Genomic DNA, 15,089 nt, shown 5'->3' on the forward strand with positions numbered 1-15,089 from the left:
GGCGCCTTGCGATCGCACGCTCCCCCAGCTACCGCTGGGAGGTGCCCCCTGACGCCGCACGCTGATCCGACCGGGGATATGACACAGGCTCTGAGAGTTTCGCACACCGCGTCCTGGAGCAGGAAGCGCGTCTGGGAGGGCTGGGGACCGGAAGGCGGCTCGAGGAGTGGCGACTTGGGCGACCCGGCACAGCCCGCGGTGGCTCCGCGGAAGCTCTCGGGCGGGAGAGCGCCAACTGGCGGAGGATCTGGGACCACATCCAGTGGGCGGGAACACCCTCTCCCGGATAGGACTGGGCGCAGATGACCTCCTGCCCCATTTCCCTTAATCGGGCCACGAGTTCCGCGATGAGCTGGGTCTTGCCGACACCCGTGTCCCCGACCACCGCCGTCAGATGTCCCGCCCCGTGCAGAGCGTCGTCGGAGAGCCTCAGCAGAGCGGCGAGTTCACGCTCCCGGCCGACGAACGACCGCGCCTCCCTGGGCCGCGCCGCCGTCGGCACCTCGTCCGGAGGCGCCGGGGACCGGCCCTCTGCGCTGTCCCGGGAGCTGTCACCGCCGTCGACGTGGCTCACGGGGTGGACGAGGGGAACAACGGGGGCGCCGACCTCCGTGCCGCGGGAGTGCGGTGGCACGATCAGCTCATGGCGGAGGATACATGTGTGCACGCGCTGGAGTTCGTCGCCGGCGTCCACCCCGAGCTCCTCGGCCAGGCACGTGCGGGTGCGCTCGTAGAGCTGAAGCGCCTCGGCCTGCCTGCCCAGCTCGTGCAGGGCGGTCATCAGATGGCCGATGAGGCGCTCACGCATCGGGTGGTGGCGGGCCTCCGGGCCGAGCCTGGCCACCACCGCGTCCGGCTGCCCCAGGGCGAGGCAAACCTCCACGTACGACTCGACCGCTGTCAGCCGCCGTTGCTCCAGTCGGGAGCTTTCCTCGGCGAGCGGTTCGTAGGAAGTCAGGCCGAGGAAGGGGTTGCCCCGCCACAGCCCCAGCGCGGCCGTGAGCAGATCGTAGGCTGACCGGAGGAGTTCCGCGTCCGCGCACCGCCGGGCCTGTGCGACCAGGCCTTCGAAGCGACGGGCGTCGACGTACTCGGGGTCCAGCGTGAGGACGTATCCGGGCGCCTGAAAGCGCAGCGTCGCGTGCCCTCCGCACTGGAGTCGGGGGCGAGTGAGCGGCGTATGTGGGAGACATAGGTCTGGAGGGTGGCGGCGGGCCGCCGTGGCGGGGCCCCGCTCCACAGCTCCTCCGTCAGCTGGTCGGTGGCGACCACATGTCCGAGCCGGATGAGCGGCAGGCCCAGCAGCGCCTGGTGCCTCGGCGGCCCGAGCGGGGTTTCCCGGCCCTCGAGGCGCCGGGTCAGGGGGCCCAATACCTGCAACTCCAGCGCCTGGCGAGTGTCGGAGCCTCGTCCGTCCTGGGCGCCCGCGCTCGCTTTCCGGTTCTGCCGCGAACTTTGCATAGTGTGTCCCTCCTGCGATCTGCATCCTTCGCGCTCGCATACCCCAGTGTCCGGATGTTGAGGTGGCACGGTGACCAATCATGATGAGGCGGTGGCTGTCCGGCCGTTGACCCTGGCTTGGGTGGGCAGGCACCCGGAGGCCGGCGAACGGGTCGTCAGAACCAAGGCGCTGCACGGCGGCATCACTGTCGAAATGCGGAGGCTGACCATCGGCGCGCGGGATGGAGGTACCCGTGACCTGGTGCTGCGGTCCTTCGTCGACCCGTTCTGCAGGGAGCGCGCCGAGGACTGGCTGAGCGGGGAGGCCGGTGCCCTGACCCTGCTGGCGGGGACCGGTGTCTCGGCTTCTGGGCTGGTCGGGGTTGATCCGACCGCCGCGCATTGCCAGTATCCGTCGCTCCTGATGACACATCTGGCGGGCCGGACGGTCCTCGATGATGAGGGGTTGGAGACGCGTGTCTCTCTGCTGGCCCGTCAACTCGTGGGCGATCCACGTGGTGCGACCCGCCGAGCGGCCCCGAGGCTACCTCGGCCTGGGTGCAACGCCGCCTGATCACGTGCTACGTCCGGCCGGGACTCTTGACGCGCGTGAACCGGCATTCGTATCCTTTTTGTGAATTGAAGTCACTTCACCTGTTGAGCGTCGGGGTGTGCGAGCAGGGACGATCCGGTTCGTATATGGGGAGGCCGTGCGATGGCGAGGCTCAATCGGAGGCGCTTCTTCGGGGTTGCTTCGACGGCTGGAGTCGCTGCGGCGACGTCGCAGGGTGTCGCTCTGGCGAGCGGCCGCGATGCGCGAGGACCGAACCTGGTCGGAGTCCAGGCCGAAAATGGCGCGAGCGTGATCGCGCAGAACTATCTTGATCCGTGCACGGTGGACATTGCGATCGACTCGGTCGCGCTTGGCCACACCGCGTCGGTGCGCATCAACCTTCCGCGTCGGTTCGGGTCGCGGCCCCATGCCTCATGGCCGGTCCTCTACCTTCTCCATGGCGGATACGGTGACTATCTGGACTGGACGCGGCACAGTGACATCGCGCGTCTATCCCGTGAGCGCGACGTGCTGGTCGTCATGCCGGACGGCGGAGAGCTCGGTTTTTACACGGACTGGTGGGCCCGTGGCGTGGGAAACAAGCCGGGCTGGGAGACGTTCCACCTGGTGGAGCTCTCGCAGATCCTTGTGCGGGGGCTCCGTGCCGCCGACCGGCGCGCGATTGCCGGCCTGTCGATGGGGGGCTTCGGCGCGATGTCGTACGCCGCTCGCCATCCCGGTCTCTTCCGGGCGGCGGCGTCCTTCAGCGGCACGCTCGATACGCTCCACCCGACCGTCGAGCCAGTCTCCTCCGAGCGGTATGCCACGTGGCTTTTGCGGACGCATATCGCGCCGAACGGGTATGACCCGCTCGGCCTCTTCGGCGATCCAACGGCGCAGCGCGCTGTGTGGGCAGCGCACAACCCGGCAGATCTCGTCAAGAACCTTCGTGACACGAAGTTGTTCGTGTCCTGCGGCGACGGACGGATCGGGCCGTTGGATCCACCTGGAACCGATCCTTCTGACGTCTCCGTCCGATTCGAGGCCTCCCAACTGCGGCAAAACCGGGAGTTCGTCAAGCGGGCATCCAGCCTCGAACTCGACGTGACCTTCGAGGCCTATACCGGCTCCCACACGTGGCCCTACTGGGCGCGCGAGTTCGACAAGGCGTTCCCGCTCCTCGTGGAGGCGATCGAGGCGAAGTGAGTCCACGGCTGTGCCGTTCGGACGGCTCGATCTTCTGCCGTTGTGCGTCCGTGCCCTCATCTCGCCGCACGATGGAGCGCACCTGCCCGGCCCGAGAACTGATCCACCCATCACGGCAAGGGCCATCGAAAACTCTAGAATACTGACGTGAATTCAGTTAATCTCGCAGGTCGTTGCTGCCGTCGGCGCGAGTGCGGCCGCAGGGCGGCGGGGTGGCCAATATCGATGACGAGGCGGTGTTCGCGGCCATCGTCTACGTGCTGGTCAGCGGTTGTGCCTGGCGGGCGCTGCCGCCCTGTTTCGGTGCGTCGAAGTCGACGGTGCACCGCCGGTACGTTCATCCGCACACTCGCCCGCGACAGCGACCTGTGGCACGAGGACGTGTGGATCGTGGACTCCACCCCGGTGGAGTGCGCCCGCTCGCGGCACACCGTGAAGCGTTCCGACCTGGCCGGCTGGGCCGGGTACGGCTACTTGCCCCTCGCATTCCCGGTTCTTCTGGGGCCTGCGGCTCCACCTTGTGTGCGCGCCCGGCTGCCTGCCGATCGCCTGGGCCCTGGCCAACCCCAAAGTCGACGAACGCGAGGTGCTGGCCGACATGCTCACCGGCGACCAAGACCTGCTGGCCACACACCCCGGGTAGACGATCATCGGCGACAAGGGCTATGTGTCCAAACACCTCGACGCTTTCCTGGCCGAACACGGTCTGACCCTGCTGCGGCCCAACTACCGCTCCCACAAGCCGCGGCCTGGCGAATACCGGCTCAAGCCCATCCGCCAGCTCGTCGAGTCGGTGAACGACGCCCTCAAGGGCCAGCTCGACCTCGAGCGTCACGGAGCGAGAACCTCCGCCGGCGTCCTCGCCCGTATCGGACAACGGATCCTGGCCATGACGGCTGGATCTGACACAACCGCACCAAGGCCGACCCATCACTCGATCACTGATCGCCTACGACCCCTGACCCAAGCCTTCGTACTTACTCGTCTAGGAGTCCGCGGGACGTTTCGATCGCAACCGGGATCGGATCGTCCGGGCTGTCGCCGTGCTCGGTCAGCAGCCGCAGCAGGTTCTGGAAGCCCGCCGCGAGACGGACCCTAGTTGTTCTGGGCACAGAGGTTGGTGGCAGAGCGCGAGCGATAAGGCTGTTGTTGTTACGAAGGCACACCGCGGGCACATGGCGCTTCGTGCGTTACCCGATGCCGGCTGACCGTTTCACTTGCTGTGCCGGGTGGGGGCGAGCGAGGTCAGTCCCGTGTCGATGAGTTGGGCTGCGCGTTGGACGTCGGCGCTAACCTCGTTGTGAAGCTGCTCGGGGGTCTGGACGCGGTTCAGGTGTCTGCGTAGCGCCTGGAACTGGATGGGCCACAGGGCAAGCAGGGCGGTTGCGGCGATCTGTGGTTCGGGGTCGTCCGGGCTCATCTCATTGCGCTGAGCCAGGACTTCGGCGGCTACGGCGACCTGTTGATCAGCCATGTCGCGGTGATAGGCCCGCAGGGAGGGGGTGGATCTGATCAGCATGCCGAAGCGCAGAAGCATGTTCTTTGCCTGGGCCAGGTCGTCCTGTTCGGTCAGCCAGGATGTGATGCTCGCCAGCTCGCCGGACAAGATCTTCAGCACGGCCTCGACCGGCGACAGATCTGGATCGGCCAGCGTGGTCCGAAGGGAGCCCAACGTGGCCTCGCCCAGGTCCAGGACGAGGGACTCCTTGGTAGGGAAGTAGTTGAACACGGTCTTCTCCGACACCCCGCAGGCTTCGGCGATCTCGGAGACACGCACGGCGTCAAAGCCCCGTTCCATGAACATCTCCGTGGCCGTGTCCGACAGCTGCCGCCGCAATAGCCGCTTCTTGCGCTCCCGTAGTCCCTCAGCGGCGGGTTCCGCGTCGCGACGGCGCAAGGCCGTCCAGTCCACAGTGCGCATGCTCATTGGTGCAGCGTAGTCCAGTCCCGGTAAAGTTTCTGTTGCTATAAGTTTTCATTGACTGTAAATATGTGCCACGCTTGATGCCCATGCCCGAGGAGCCTGCCATGAGCACCATCCACATCGTCCGCGACTACCCTCACCCGCCGCAGAAGGTCTGGCGCGCGGTGACCGATCCAGAGCTGATCCCGCTGTGGACAGCCACCGGCGCCGGCGCACGCCCGGAGGGCTTCACGGCCACGGTCGGCACCACGTTCAAGTTCATCGCGAAGCCGAAGCCGGGGTGGAGCGGCGTCGTGCTGTGTGAGGTGCTGGAGGCACGTGAGCCCTTGCTGCTGCGCTACTCCTGGCAGGACGAGGGGGGCGGCGAGGTAACGGAGGTCGCCTACCGACTCGCACCGCACGGCGGCGGGACACGTTTCACCTACCACCACACCGGCTTCACCGGCGCCGGAGGATTCTTCATGGCCAAAATCCTCGGCACCGTCCGCACCAAGATGCTCACCAAGGGCCTGCCCGCCGTGCTGGACGACCTCGACGACGACGGCACCCTGCGCCCGGATAGCACCTTGCGCCCCAAGCGGCACTAGGGGCTGTGACAGGAACCCACTGAAGAGCGGGCACTTCCGCACCTCACCGTTCGCGGCGCCCACACCAGGGCCGGTAGCAATCGCAGCGCGTGCCCGCCACTGCATGCCCGACGGTCGACTGCTCGATATAAACCGCGGTCGGCCCGTCTCCTGCGCACCGCCCAGCAAGGCCAATGCTCCGACTGCGGCAACCGCATCGAGTGGTACGACCGCACCTCCGGCCACAACCCCATCCCCCTCTACCCCCACGAACTCCCGGCGGCGACCTCGTGGTCATCGAAGGCGCCGGTACCGGCGCCGCGAGCGCCGCCCACCACACTCACCAGCAGGCCGCGATGCCGGAGCAACTGGAGGGCCGGACGACGGACCCCGCGACGTGGCTGTGCACGCCGGAGAACCTCAGCCGGCTCGCCGCCTTCACCCGCGAGGCCGATGCCCGCCGCCGAGCCATCGCCGACCGGCAGCAGCCGGAGCAGACGGCCGACGCGGGCCGTCCCACCGACCAGCAGCAGCACCACACGTCCCGGCCCGACCAGGACAGGGGAGCGGCCCGTGACCGCTGATAGATGCAGACCGGCCAGCGTGTGGCCGATCTGCGTCTTCACTCCGTCGTGGCTTCGGTGCGGGTCGAGAATCGAGAAGCGTTGGCACCCGAGCAGGGGGACCCTCGATCTCGGGCCGGCCGACACCGAGCAGTTCCTGCACTGCGGCCCCACCCTGCGCCCCGCGATCCTCGCCTGGACCGAGAGCAGCGCGGCCGACCGCGGCACGAACGAGCTGACGCTGCGCGACCTCAAGGCCATGCAGCTGAGCTGACCGGCGCCACACGCTGACGCCCACGGACCCGACACCCGTGAGCGTCAGCGCCTGCACCGCCTGGAACGCCGGTCCAGCGGCGGGCCCCGTCTCGCGGGACGGGTGACGAAGTCGCCGGAGCGCCTGCCGGGACGCGGCCGACGCGCACGTCCTGGAGGTGACGGAGAGGGGTGAGGCTACACAGAGGACCGACACCCGAGCACGGAGGCCCGCATGGCTGACCCGGTCCGCTGTACCTCTCGCCGGAGCGCCGTCGCCGCACGCGACAGTACCCCAGTGGCCGACCGACCTCTTGGTGATCCGCGCACCGCATCCTGCGCCGCCAGGGATGAACCGGGCGATGCGGTGCGCGCCGCACCCGGCGATGTACCGCATCCTGCGCACCGAGGCGCACCACGGTGCGGTCCATCCTGCGCACCGTCACTGTCTGTCGAGGGCCCGGAGTTCAGGCGAACTGAAGTCTCTTCACGGCGTACTACGGACGGCGGTTGGGTCTGGCGGGAGATAGGTGGGGAAGTTCGTCGGTTACTCCGGCGTGCGGTGGTGGGTGGAAGCGGGTTGGGTGACGTACATATTCGGGGCCGGTGGGGTGGCTGTCTTGGGCAGGTCGTGCGGGTTGGCGGTGTGGGGTCGGTGCAATCTGTGGAGCTCCGGTTGTAGTGACAACCGCTCAGGAGCCGCCCCTGAGCTGGTCGCGCTGGATCTGGTAAGCGAGGGCACGACGCACAGAGGCTGATGCGGTGGTGGTGACCTTCGCGGGGATGTCGAGACCGCGACTGATCTCGTCGTATGCGTTCCGGTAGCTGCTGGGCATCTCTGCCTGGTGCAGCATCAGGTCCTCTTCGACGAGGCGCCGCAGCTCGTCGACGTTCTGGAGTGTGAAGCGCTTCTTCCCTCTGGCGATGGCGTGGACGTAGCGCGTGCAGCGGGCGGTGTCGTAGTTCTCGGAGATTTCCTCGGCGAGGCCCCAGAGGCGTCCTTCGAGCCAGGGCACGTCGTACTGGTCGAGAGAGAGTTTCGTCGGGGGTAGTGGGTCGCCCATCTTGTACTTCGTCACCTGCTTGGACACGGCGGGCTGACTCATGTCGGTGAGCTGGGCGATCCTGTCCTGGGTCCAGCCGAAGTCGGCGAACATCTTGATCATTTCGGCGCGTAGCTTTCGCATCTCCTCGCCCGCGCGGATGACCTCGTTCATGCCGGCGAGCATCCGCTCAGCCTGTTCCTCGGTCAGTGTCTCGGGGTTCTGGTGTGTGTCCTTTTCGCCTGCCATAGCTCGGTTATATACCCGAGTGGCCCTGCCGCCATAACCAGGTTGTATAACCTGGTTATGGCTGGCATGATCCGCGTCATGCCTACCTTCTCCGCACCTGACGGAACCCGGCTCGCCTATCGCGTGATCGGAGACGGCGACCCGGTCGTCTGCCTCCCCGGGGGTCCCACGGACTCCCTCTACCTCGGCGACCTGGGCGGCCTGTCCACGCACCGTCAGCTGATCATTTTGGATCTTCGCGGCACCGGACGGTCCGCGATTCCCGAAGACACCTCTTCCTACCGCTGCGATCACCTGGTCAACGACGTCGAGGCGCTGCGTGAACATTTCGCGCTCCCTCGGATGGACCTGCTCGGCCACTCCGCCGGCACGAACCTTGCGACGCAATACGTGGCCCGGTACCCGAAGAACGTCAGCAAGCTTGCCCTGATCGGTCCCAGTCCCCGAACTGTTGGCATCGAGATCAGTGGAGAGATGCGACGCGAGCTCGCGCAGCTTCGGAAGAACGAGCCATGGTTCCCTGCGGCGTTCGCCGCTCTGGAGGCGATCGCCGAGGGCACGGGCAGCGACTGGGAAGCCCTCGCTCCCTTCCTCCGGGGCCGCTGGGACGCCACGGCACAGAACCACCACGCGTCAAGCCAGCCGAAAAACAAGGAAGCTGTCGCTCTCTTCGCGGCCGAGGGCGCCTTCAACCCGGCGACCACTCGTGCGGCGCTCGCCGCCTGCGAGGTCCCCGTGCTGCTGCTCGCCGGAGAGTTCGACTTGAACAGCCCCCCTCAGTCGGCGGCTGAGTTCGCGGCGCTGTTCCCTGATGCCACGCTCGTGGTTCAGCCGGGAGCAGGCCACTACCCCTGGCTCGACGACGCCGACCAGTTCGTGGCGACCACAGCAGCATTCCTGGGATAACTACCGCATCCTGTGCACCGGGCCGGGGAGCGCACCACTGGTGGGGGAGTGAGCCTCCGCCAACTTGAAAACGTCGTTGATCAAGACCCGCTTGCCTTCGGCCAGCACAGCGTCGTTGGCGGTGTTCCACGCCACCCCTAGCGCCTCGGCGACTCGGGCGGTGCCGTCGTCGGCGTCGAGGACTCGGCAGGCCAGGAACGGCACGGTCGGGCTCGAGGCGTTGGCCGGTCACGGGCAGGCCGAGCTCGTCGAGCCGGCAGAACTTGGTCAGGTCAGGGCGCGCGAAGGTAGCGTCAGGCAAGTCGAGGTCTTCTGGATGAGGCGTGTAGGAACCTTCATCTTCGGAAGACCTCGACGCCTATCCGCTCAACGACGCGCCGACCACGCCAGCGGTGCGCGCCACACCCTCAACTGGAAAGAGCCAGACAACGTTATCCATCAGGATCTGACGGGTTGGCTCGCCAATGCCCCGATCCGATCCATGTGGGCGTATCCCCATTCGCACAGCGGGCGCAGCGCTTCAGCCAGACTCGAGCCGAACGGTGTCAGGGAGTATTCGACGTGAGGGGGAAGCTCCTGGAAGTCCTTGCGGACGACAATGCAGTCTGCCTCAAGGTCTTTGAGCGCACCGATCAGCACTTTCTCGGTAACGCCGTCGACAAGGCGGCGCAGCTGGCCGAACCGTTGGGGACCGTGCACGGCGAGCTGCCACAGCACCAGAAACTTCCACCTGCCCCCGACGACGGACAGTGCGGCGTCCAATCCGCAGTAGAACCCACGCTCAGTCATCTGGACATACCCTTCCGTCCGCCACCACCTGGAGGCAACTTACCCCAAAGTAGGTACTTGCTGGCGGGAGGGGACTTGTTGTCGGCCGATAATCAGAGTGAGCCACCGGACCGCAGTCGAGGACTCATCCGTACATAAATCCGCTTCGGTGCACGGGCGGTTTGACCAAACCCGAAGGAGATGATGTGACCGATCCACTCACCGCATTCGACTCCGTACTTGGTGCTGGCCACGAACCATCCCCCACGCCGAGGAACTGGACAACCGCACGCTCGCGCGGCCGCCGCCGTACCGCTCGTTCACCGCCCGCCGCGCGAAATGGCCCGTGCCTCGGTGACGGTGACGCACCGTCCGTTCATCTCCAGGTCCTCCTTCGTGGTCTGGTAGCTCAGATTGCGCACGTGCAGCCGCTTCGACATGCCCCGCTCTCCCTGCCGCATCCGACCTGCCTCATCCGAGGCGGCGCCAATCGGGGCGCCAGTCGGGGCAATCGTCTCAGTGCGGTGGTGGGAAGCGGGCCATCGTGCCTGAGCTGAATCGGTGAGGGCGGATGCCCGGGACCCGACGTCAGCGCAGGGTGGCGACCTGGTCGACGGTGAACGGGATCAGCGCCTCCGTGTCCCCGGTGAGGACCTTGCGAGCCCACTCCGGGTCGGCGATCAGGGCCCGGCCGACCGCGATCAGGTCGAACTCGTCCCGTTCCAGCCGGTCCAGCAGGTTCTCGATGCCCGCCACCCCGGTCCGGCTCCCGCTCTCGAACCCCGGCTTGAACGCCTTGTCCAGGCCGACGGAGCCGACGCTGATGGTGGGCTTGCCGGTGAGCTTCTTGGTCCAGCCCGCGAGATTCAGGTCCGAATCCTCGAACTCCGGCACCCAGTAGCGGCGGGTGGAGGAGTGGAAGGCGTCCACCCCGGCCTCCACGAGCGGGGTGAGGACCGCCTCCAGCTCCTGCGGGGTGGTGGCCAGCCGCGCGTCGTAGTTGTTCACCTTCCACTGCGAGGTGCGGAAGACGATCGGGAAGTCGGTGGAGACGGCCTTCCGGCAGGCGGCCACGATCTCGGCGGCGAACCGGGTACGGGCGACCGGGCCACCGCCGTAGCCGTCGGTGCGGCGGTTGGTGCGCTCCCACAGGAACTGGTCGATCAGAAGGCCATGGGCGCCGTGTACTTCGACGCCGTCGAAGCCGCTGCGCTCGGCCGCGGCGGCGGCCTCGGCGAAGGCGGCGATCACCGCGTCCAGGTCGTCCTGGGTCATGGCCTTACCGGCCGGGGCGCCGTCCAGCCCGATACCCGACGGGCTGGCCGTCGGGGCGTCGGGGAACGGGCCCGCGCCCTCGGGGCGCTGCACCCCGACGTGGCAGATCTGCGCCAAGATCCGGCCGCCCGCGCGGTGCACCTCCGCCACCACGTTCTTCCAGCCCGCCAGGGCGTCCTCGCCGTGGAATAGCGGCGCCGTGACGCTGTCCCCCGCCGAGTCGTGACGGATGTACGTTCCCTCGGTGACGATCAGCCCGACCCCGCCAGCCGCCCGGCGCGCGTAGTACCGCGCCACATCGGCACCGGGGACGCCGCCCGGCGAGAAGTCGCGCGTCATCGGCGCCATGACGATCCGGTTCGGGACGGTGAGCCCGCGCAGGGTGAACGGGCGGGACAGGGTCTGAGCCGCGCGGTCGGTGGCAGCGCTGCTGGCAGGCACGTGAATGCTCCTCGAAGTAGGACGACGTTCCGCGGAGGGCCGGCTCTCGGAGGCGGCGGCGACGTCGGTGGTGCTGGACGTGTCGGACATGATCGATGTGTCTTTCGTGTATTCGGTTGGTTTGGTCTGCCTCCCCGACGCCGAGGCTCGTGCGCCCGAACCCGGGACGGGGCTTGACGGCTAGGCCGGTTGCCTACGCCAGAACCGAGGGAACATGCCGTTCCTTCCCACGGGCAAGTACCTACTTTTTTGTAAGTGCCCCCAGCGTGGGTGTTTTCGTAAAACGGGAGCCACGATGAGAACCGATCGCCAGTACTGCTGTGGGCTCGACGCAGCACTATCGGTGGTTGGCGGCCGGTGGAAGTACCTGGTCGTGTGGTAGCTCGCCTCGGAAGGGCCTCGCCGGTTCGGGCGATTGCGACGCCTCGTCAACGGCGTGACCGAGAAGGTCCTTATCGGTGCGCTCAAGGAGCTCGAAGCCGATAGCATCATCGTGCGTAAGGATTTTCGGGAGGTGCCCCCGCACGTGGAGTACGAGATTTACCTGGTTGCGCGCACTGAAACGCCCTGGTTCTGCCGGAGGCTCGGGCTATTGGATTCCGATCAGGGGTTGGTCGGTCCGTTGTGTATCGTAGAATTACCCTTGCCGGAAACCTCTCCGTGCAGGTCACGCTGCACGTTGGTATTCGTGGAGGATGCCACCGAGGCGATCGTGTCGGCGTATGTCGAGGCGGGCTGACGCGTCGGGACCGTCGATCGGCGGGGGCACGGGGCGGAGCGGTCTGGCGTTTGCGATGCTCTGGTGTGGGCGGTGTGTGTTGTAGAACTGCTCGAACTCGCGCAGGGTGTGGGGGAGATGTCGCTGGTTCCGGATTAACGTCCGGTCCAGGAGCTCGCGGCGGCAGGTCTGTATCCACCTTTCCATGATCGAGTTCATTCTTGGCATCTGGATGCCGCTGAGGACGACGTCGATCCCTGCGTCCTTGAGGGCGCGGCATTGAAGAGGTCGGGGAACTTCCCGTCCCGGTCCCGGATCATGAATCGTGCCCGGAAGCCGAGGTCTTCGCACGTACATCCGTATCCCTGACAGGGTGACTGTTTCCATGAAGTCGCAGGCCAGCAGGACATCAGCTTGGGAGCGCAGAAAATTGGCCCAGGTACTGGAGTTCCGCTCAGGCGCAGGGTCGATGCCTGCCTCCTTGAGGATTTCCCAGACGGTGGACGCGCCCGCACTCGTTCTTCGCGGCCTGGAAGCCTTCCTCGATCGCCCAGCGAGTTCCTGCGGCGCGCACCAGCTCAGCGACGGTGGTGTTGCCGCAGGAGTGGCGTTCCCAGGCTTCTTCGGGTGCCTGGGCGATGGCGAAGTCAATGCACCCCAGGGCGTGTACGTGCTGGGACTTCGGCATGGCCAGGACGTAGCCGACAATGAGCACGCCCATCGGGGTCCCGAGCTTCTCGGCGACGTATTGTTGCAGGTCATCGCGTATCTCGTCCGGGTTTCAGCAGGCCCGGCTCAGCAGATGCCGTAATCCGGCGGGTGTGCGGTGACCGGCATCCTCGGCCAACTGCCAGCTGTTTTCCGGCCCACCGGTCCCAGCAGACCGTGCACATAGGCTCGCATCCGCCGCCGTAAGTCCACCCGCCCGAACCGGTGGCCAATACGCACGAGCGGTTCTTTCAGTTCCGCCGCCCAGACATCGAGCTGCACATCGTCTCGCATGACAAGCACAATGGCCCGCCGCACCCGAAGTCACGAACTCACAGCGCCTGACAACACCTCAGGCGAGTACACTCACAGACACGCTCCTGACCAGCGGAAATAGCGATCTGCGACTGGAGTACTGGAGCAGGCCCTTGCCCCTCAAGCCCACCGCGCCCTGGCCGCTGGCTGTCTCATCGGCTCCTGCGGACTGCTCCATGTTCCCAGGCCCAGGCCGCTATCTCGACCCGGTTGCGGGCGTTGAGCTTGGCCTGGATGCGTGCCAGGTATGTTTTCACCGTCGACAGCGACAGGAACAACTCATTGCCGATCTCCTGGTTCGTGCGGCCTACGGCCACCAGCCGGACGATGTCCTGCTCCCGTTCGCTGAGGCCGGCGTCATCGGACGCCGCGGGCGCCTGTGCCGTCCCGCGTTCCGTCGCTTCCAGCTTCCGCAGGAGCCGCACGGTGACCGCGGGGGAGACGAGGGCGTCTCCCCGCGCCGCCGCCTGGACCGCTTCCACCAGAAGGGCGGCAGAGGCGTCCTTGAGCAGGAAACCGCATGCGCCGTTGCGCAGTGCGGTTCGCACGTAGTCGTCCTGGTCGAATGTGGTGATCACGACGACGTTCATCGGATCGGCCACGCCGGGACCGGCCAGCTGTCGCGCAACCTCCAGCCCGTCCAGCCGCGGCATACGAATGTCGGCCAGCACGACCCGGGGACGCAGACGACGCGCGAGTTCGACGCACTCCACACCGTCTGCCGCCTCACCGACCACCGTGATCCCTGGCTGCACACCAAGGATCAGGCTGAATCCCATCCTCACCAGTTCCTGGTCGTCGGCGATGACGACGTCTATCTGGGGTTCGGGCACTGACCGTTCCTATCATCACGGGGCTGGGCCGTGTCGAGATGGCCCAGGCCGCTTCGTCAGGGCCCGGCTCGGGTAGGGCTCGGCCCGGGGTCATGACTGTGCGAGCGGGAGGGCGGCGGAGACTTCCCAGCCGCCGTCGGGCAGCGGCCCGGCGCGCAGGGTGCCGTCGAGGGCCTCGATGCGCTCTTGGAGCCCGAGCAGGCCGAAGCCGCCCCGGCCCCCGGGCGGCGTGAGCGCCCTGCGGTGAGGTGGAGTGTTGGTGACGGTCACGCGCAGCCGCTCGGTGTCGGCATCCAGGCGGACGACGGTGTGCGCGTCCGGTGCGTGGCGGCGTGCGTTGGTCAGGGCTTCCTGGACCACGCGGTGGGCGGAGGTCTCCACTTCGGGGCGCAGTCGGACCACCCGCGCTGCCGCTGTGGCTTCGAGGCGTGCCGTTTCGGCTTCGGTGGGCCCGGAGCCGGGCGACGCGGCGGCGCAGTGGGCGGACACGAGTTCACCGAGATCGGTGAGCAAGTCGCCGGGCCGCAATGGCGTGTTGCTTTCCTCGCGCAGGACGCGGACCAGACGGCGGGTGGATTCCAGGGTCTCGGCACCGGCCTGGGCGATGTTGCGCAGGATGGGCTCGATCTTGTCTGGTGCGGCGGCCTGGATGGACAAGGCGGCGTTGGCCTGCACGATGATGCCGGTCATGTGATGGGCGATGAGATCGTGCAGATCGCGGGCCAGGGCGAGGCGCTCCCCGTAGCGGGTCTCGCGGGCTGTGCGCTCTCTCCGCGCTTCCAGGGCTCGGATGGTGTAGCCGAGCGTGATGAAGATGGCGAGAGCGACGGTCAGCACATAGCCGCCGCCGGTGAACGCCTGCCACGACCCCGCCCGCAGGGGCAGCAGAAGTACGGTCACGCTGATCAGGACGGTTTCCGCCACCGCGGCGGTCGGCCGGCCGGGTTGGGCTGAGGTGCGCAGGGCCATGCACAGCAGGCCCAATGTCTCCAGTGCTCCCCACCACGCCATGGTGCTCTGCGCGATCAGGCTCCAAGCGGTCAGCGCCAAGGACGGTGACACCGCGGCGGCGACGCACGTGCCCAGCGACGGTGACCAGGGGGTCTCGGCGACAGCCAGGGCGATCAGGGGGCCGGTAGCCACGACGGGCGGCCAGGCGGTTCCGAACGTCATGGAATCGCTCCTGACCACGGCGATGTCCGCCAGCCAGGTAAGAGCGAACGCGAACAGGCCGCTGACCGTGATCAGCCGTCTGACGTGCGGAGTACGCGGAAGATGTCGATCCACGATGCTCAGCGTAGGAGGGCGGGTGGGCGCGCGGCTGTCGGC

Annotated in this window: 15 protein-coding genes and 6 pseudogenes; 10 read left to right on the forward strand and 11 right to left on the reverse strand. The window is 67.2% G+C overall.

Annotated elements, in window-relative coordinates; genetic code table 11:
• Window positions 1–28 precede the first annotated feature (28 nt).
• Window positions 29–1,240, reverse strand: coding sequence for a BTAD domain-containing putative transcriptional regulator (locus ACFXB5_RS46765; protein WP_385220312.1), 1,212 nt, complete (start codon window positions 1,238–1,240; stop codon window positions 29–31).
• A gap of 291 nt (window positions 1,241–1,531) precedes the next feature.
• Between ACFXB5_RS46765 and ACFXB5_RS46770 the strand changes: the two are divergent.
• The 4 genes and pseudogenes from ACFXB5_RS46770 to ACFXB5_RS46785 form a co-directional block, all read left to right on the forward strand.
• Window positions 1,532–2,036: pseudogene (locus ACFXB5_RS46770) on the forward strand (phosphotransferase); the annotation flags it as partial.
• A 119-nt stretch (window positions 2,037–2,155) separates the two neighbouring features.
• Window positions 2,156–3,199, forward strand: a complete 1,044-nt coding sequence (locus ACFXB5_RS46775) for an alpha/beta hydrolase (RefSeq protein ID WP_385220315.1) — start codon at window positions 2,156–2,158, stop codon at window positions 3,197–3,199.
• 179 nt (window positions 3,200–3,378) lie between these two features.
• Window positions 3,379–3,537: pseudogene (locus ACFXB5_RS46780) on the forward strand (transposase); the annotation flags it as partial.
• 182 nt (window positions 3,538–3,719) lie between these two features.
• Window positions 3,720–3,842 carry a hypothetical protein gene (locus ACFXB5_RS46785; RefSeq protein WP_385220351.1) on the forward strand — a complete coding sequence of 41 codons (123 nt, stop codon included), beginning with the start codon at window positions 3,720–3,722 and terminating at the stop codon, window positions 3,840–3,842.
• A 570-nt stretch (window positions 3,843–4,412) separates the two neighbouring features.
• Here the strand turns inward: ACFXB5_RS46785 and ACFXB5_RS46790 are convergent.
• A complete protein-coding gene (locus tag ACFXB5_RS46790; RefSeq protein WP_385220318.1) occupies window positions 4,413–5,126 on the reverse strand; it encodes a TetR family transcriptional regulator in 714 nt (237 codons plus the stop codon).
• 101 nt (window positions 5,127–5,227) lie between these two features.
• On the opposite strand from ACFXB5_RS46790, the gene ACFXB5_RS46795 reads away from it, so the two are divergent.
• The 4 genes and pseudogenes from ACFXB5_RS46795 (at window position 5,228) to ACFXB5_RS46810 (ending at window position 6,526) form a co-directional block, all read left to right on the forward strand.
• The gene (locus tag ACFXB5_RS46795) at window positions 5,228–5,710 is read left to right on the forward strand and encodes an SRPBCC domain-containing protein (RefSeq protein WP_385220321.1); all 483 of its coding nucleotides are present in this window, start codon (window positions 5,228–5,230) and stop codon (window positions 5,708–5,710) included.
• A 99-nt stretch (window positions 5,711–5,809) separates the two neighbouring features.
• Window positions 5,810–5,965 (forward strand): annotated as a pseudogene (locus ACFXB5_RS46800) (DUF6083 domain-containing protein); the annotation flags it as partial.
• 14 nt (window positions 5,966–5,979) lie between these two features.
• Window positions 5,980–6,273 (forward strand): hypothetical protein, encoded by a 294-nt coding sequence (locus tag ACFXB5_RS46805; RefSeq protein WP_385220324.1) that lies wholly within the window; start codon window positions 5,980–5,982, stop codon window positions 6,271–6,273.
• Complete coding sequence (locus ACFXB5_RS46810) at window positions 6,263–6,526, forward strand: hypothetical protein (protein ID WP_385220327.1); 264 nt, start codon at window positions 6,263–6,265, stop codon at window positions 6,524–6,526. Before ACFXB5_RS46805 ends, ACFXB5_RS46810 begins: the two co-directional genes overlap by 11 nt.
• Before the next feature lie 670 nt (window positions 6,527–7,196).
• Here ACFXB5_RS46810 and ACFXB5_RS46815 read toward each other — a convergent pair.
• Window positions 7,197–7,796, reverse strand: a complete 600-nt coding sequence (locus tag ACFXB5_RS46815; RefSeq protein ID WP_385220329.1) for a sigma-70 family RNA polymerase sigma factor — start codon at window positions 7,794–7,796, stop codon at window positions 7,197–7,199.
• 78 nt (window positions 7,797–7,874) lie between these two features.
• Here ACFXB5_RS46815 and ACFXB5_RS46820 point away from each other — a divergent pair, with 78 nt between their 5' ends.
• Entirely contained in the window at window positions 7,875–8,702 is an 828-nt protein-coding gene (locus ACFXB5_RS46820; protein WP_385220344.1) for an alpha/beta fold hydrolase, read from the forward strand.
• A 72-nt stretch (window positions 8,703–8,774) separates the two neighbouring features.
• Here ACFXB5_RS46820 and ACFXB5_RS46825 read toward each other — a convergent pair.
• From ACFXB5_RS46825 to ACFXB5_RS46835, 3 genes and pseudogenes are all read right to left on the reverse strand, one after another.
• A pseudogene (locus tag ACFXB5_RS46825) lies at window positions 8,775–9,003 on the reverse strand (ISL3 family transposase); the annotation flags it as partial.
• Between the two features lie 137 nt (window positions 9,004–9,140).
• Complete coding sequence (locus ACFXB5_RS46830) at window positions 9,141–9,491, reverse strand: winged helix-turn-helix transcriptional regulator (RefSeq protein ID WP_385220332.1); 351 nt, start codon at window positions 9,489–9,491, stop codon at window positions 9,141–9,143.
• A 567-nt stretch (window positions 9,492–10,058) separates the two neighbouring features.
• On the reverse strand, window positions 10,059–11,186 hold the full coding sequence (locus tag ACFXB5_RS46835) for an NADH:flavin oxidoreductase (protein ID WP_385220335.1): 1,128 nt from the start codon (window positions 11,184–11,186) through the stop codon (window positions 10,059–10,061).
• A 403-nt stretch (window positions 11,187–11,589) separates the two neighbouring features.
• On the opposite strand from ACFXB5_RS46835, the pseudogene ACFXB5_RS46840 reads away from it, so the two are divergent.
• Window positions 11,590–11,925: pseudogene (locus ACFXB5_RS46840) on the forward strand (winged helix-turn-helix transcriptional regulator); the annotation flags it as partial.
• Here the strand turns inward: ACFXB5_RS46840 and ACFXB5_RS46845 are convergent.
• The 5 genes and pseudogenes from ACFXB5_RS46845 to ACFXB5_RS46865 form a co-directional block, all read right to left on the reverse strand.
• Window positions 11,854–12,414: pseudogene (locus tag ACFXB5_RS46845) on the reverse strand (integrase core domain-containing protein); the annotation flags it as partial. The pseudogenes ACFXB5_RS46840 and ACFXB5_RS46845 sit on opposite strands and share 72 nt — an antisense overlap.
• Window positions 12,359–12,625, reverse strand: a complete 267-nt coding sequence (locus ACFXB5_RS46850) for a hypothetical protein (protein ID WP_385220354.1) — start codon at window positions 12,623–12,625, stop codon at window positions 12,359–12,361. The pseudogene ACFXB5_RS46845 and the gene ACFXB5_RS46850, both read right to left, overlap by 56 nt.
• Before the next feature lie 74 nt (window positions 12,626–12,699).
• Window positions 12,700–12,906 carry a hypothetical protein gene (locus ACFXB5_RS46855; protein WP_385220338.1) on the reverse strand — a complete coding sequence of 69 codons (207 nt, stop codon included), beginning with the start codon at window positions 12,904–12,906 and terminating at the stop codon, window positions 12,700–12,702.
• Between the two features lie 173 nt (window positions 12,907–13,079).
• Window positions 13,080–13,706, reverse strand: coding sequence for a response regulator (locus ACFXB5_RS46860; protein ID WP_385220348.1), 627 nt, complete (start codon window positions 13,704–13,706; stop codon window positions 13,080–13,082).
• Between the two features lie 144 nt (window positions 13,707–13,850).
• Complete coding sequence (locus tag ACFXB5_RS46865) at window positions 13,851–15,047, reverse strand: sensor histidine kinase (protein ID WP_385220341.1); 1,197 nt, start codon at window positions 15,045–15,047, stop codon at window positions 13,851–13,853.
• Between the last annotated feature and the right edge of the window lie 42 nt (window positions 15,048–15,089).

It is taken from the genome of Streptomyces sp. NPDC059455, from assembly GCF_042750115.1.
Taxonomy (GTDB): Bacteria; Actinomycetota; Actinomycetes; order Streptomycetales; family Streptomycetaceae; genus Streptomyces; species Streptomyces endocoffeicus.

Coding starts and splice junctions, on each gene's coding strand:
- ACFXB5_RS46855 (WP_385220338.1), bottom strand. CDS start 12,906: ATGCGAGACGATGTGCAGCTCGATGTCTGGGCGGCGGAACTGAAAGAA.
- ACFXB5_RS46775 (WP_385220315.1), top strand. CDS start 2,156: ATGGCGAGGCTCAATCGGAGGCGCTTCTTCGGGGTTGCTTCGACGGCT.
- ACFXB5_RS46820 (WP_385220344.1), top strand. CDS start 7,875: ATGCCTACCTTCTCCGCACCTGACGGAACCCGGCTCGCCTATCGCGTG.
- ACFXB5_RS46860 (WP_385220348.1), bottom strand. CDS start 13,706: ATGGGATTCAGCCTGATCCTTGGTGTGCAGCCAGGGATCACGGTGGTC.
- ACFXB5_RS46815 (WP_385220329.1), bottom strand. CDS start 7,796: ATGGCAGGCGAAAAGGACACACACCAGAACCCCGAGACACTGACCGAG.
- ACFXB5_RS46795 (WP_385220321.1), top strand. CDS start 5,228: ATGAGCACCATCCACATCGTCCGCGACTACCCTCACCCGCCGCAGAAG.
- ACFXB5_RS46850 (WP_385220354.1), bottom strand. CDS start 12,625: ATGGGCGTGCTCATTGTCGGCTACGTCCTGGCCATGCCGAAGTCCCAG.
- ACFXB5_RS46830 (WP_385220332.1), bottom strand. CDS start 9,491: ATGACTGAGCGTGGGTTCTACTGCGGATTGGACGCCGCACTGTCCGTC.
- ACFXB5_RS46790 (WP_385220318.1), bottom strand. CDS start 5,126: ATGAGCATGCGCACTGTGGACTGGACGGCCTTGCGCCGTCGCGACGCG.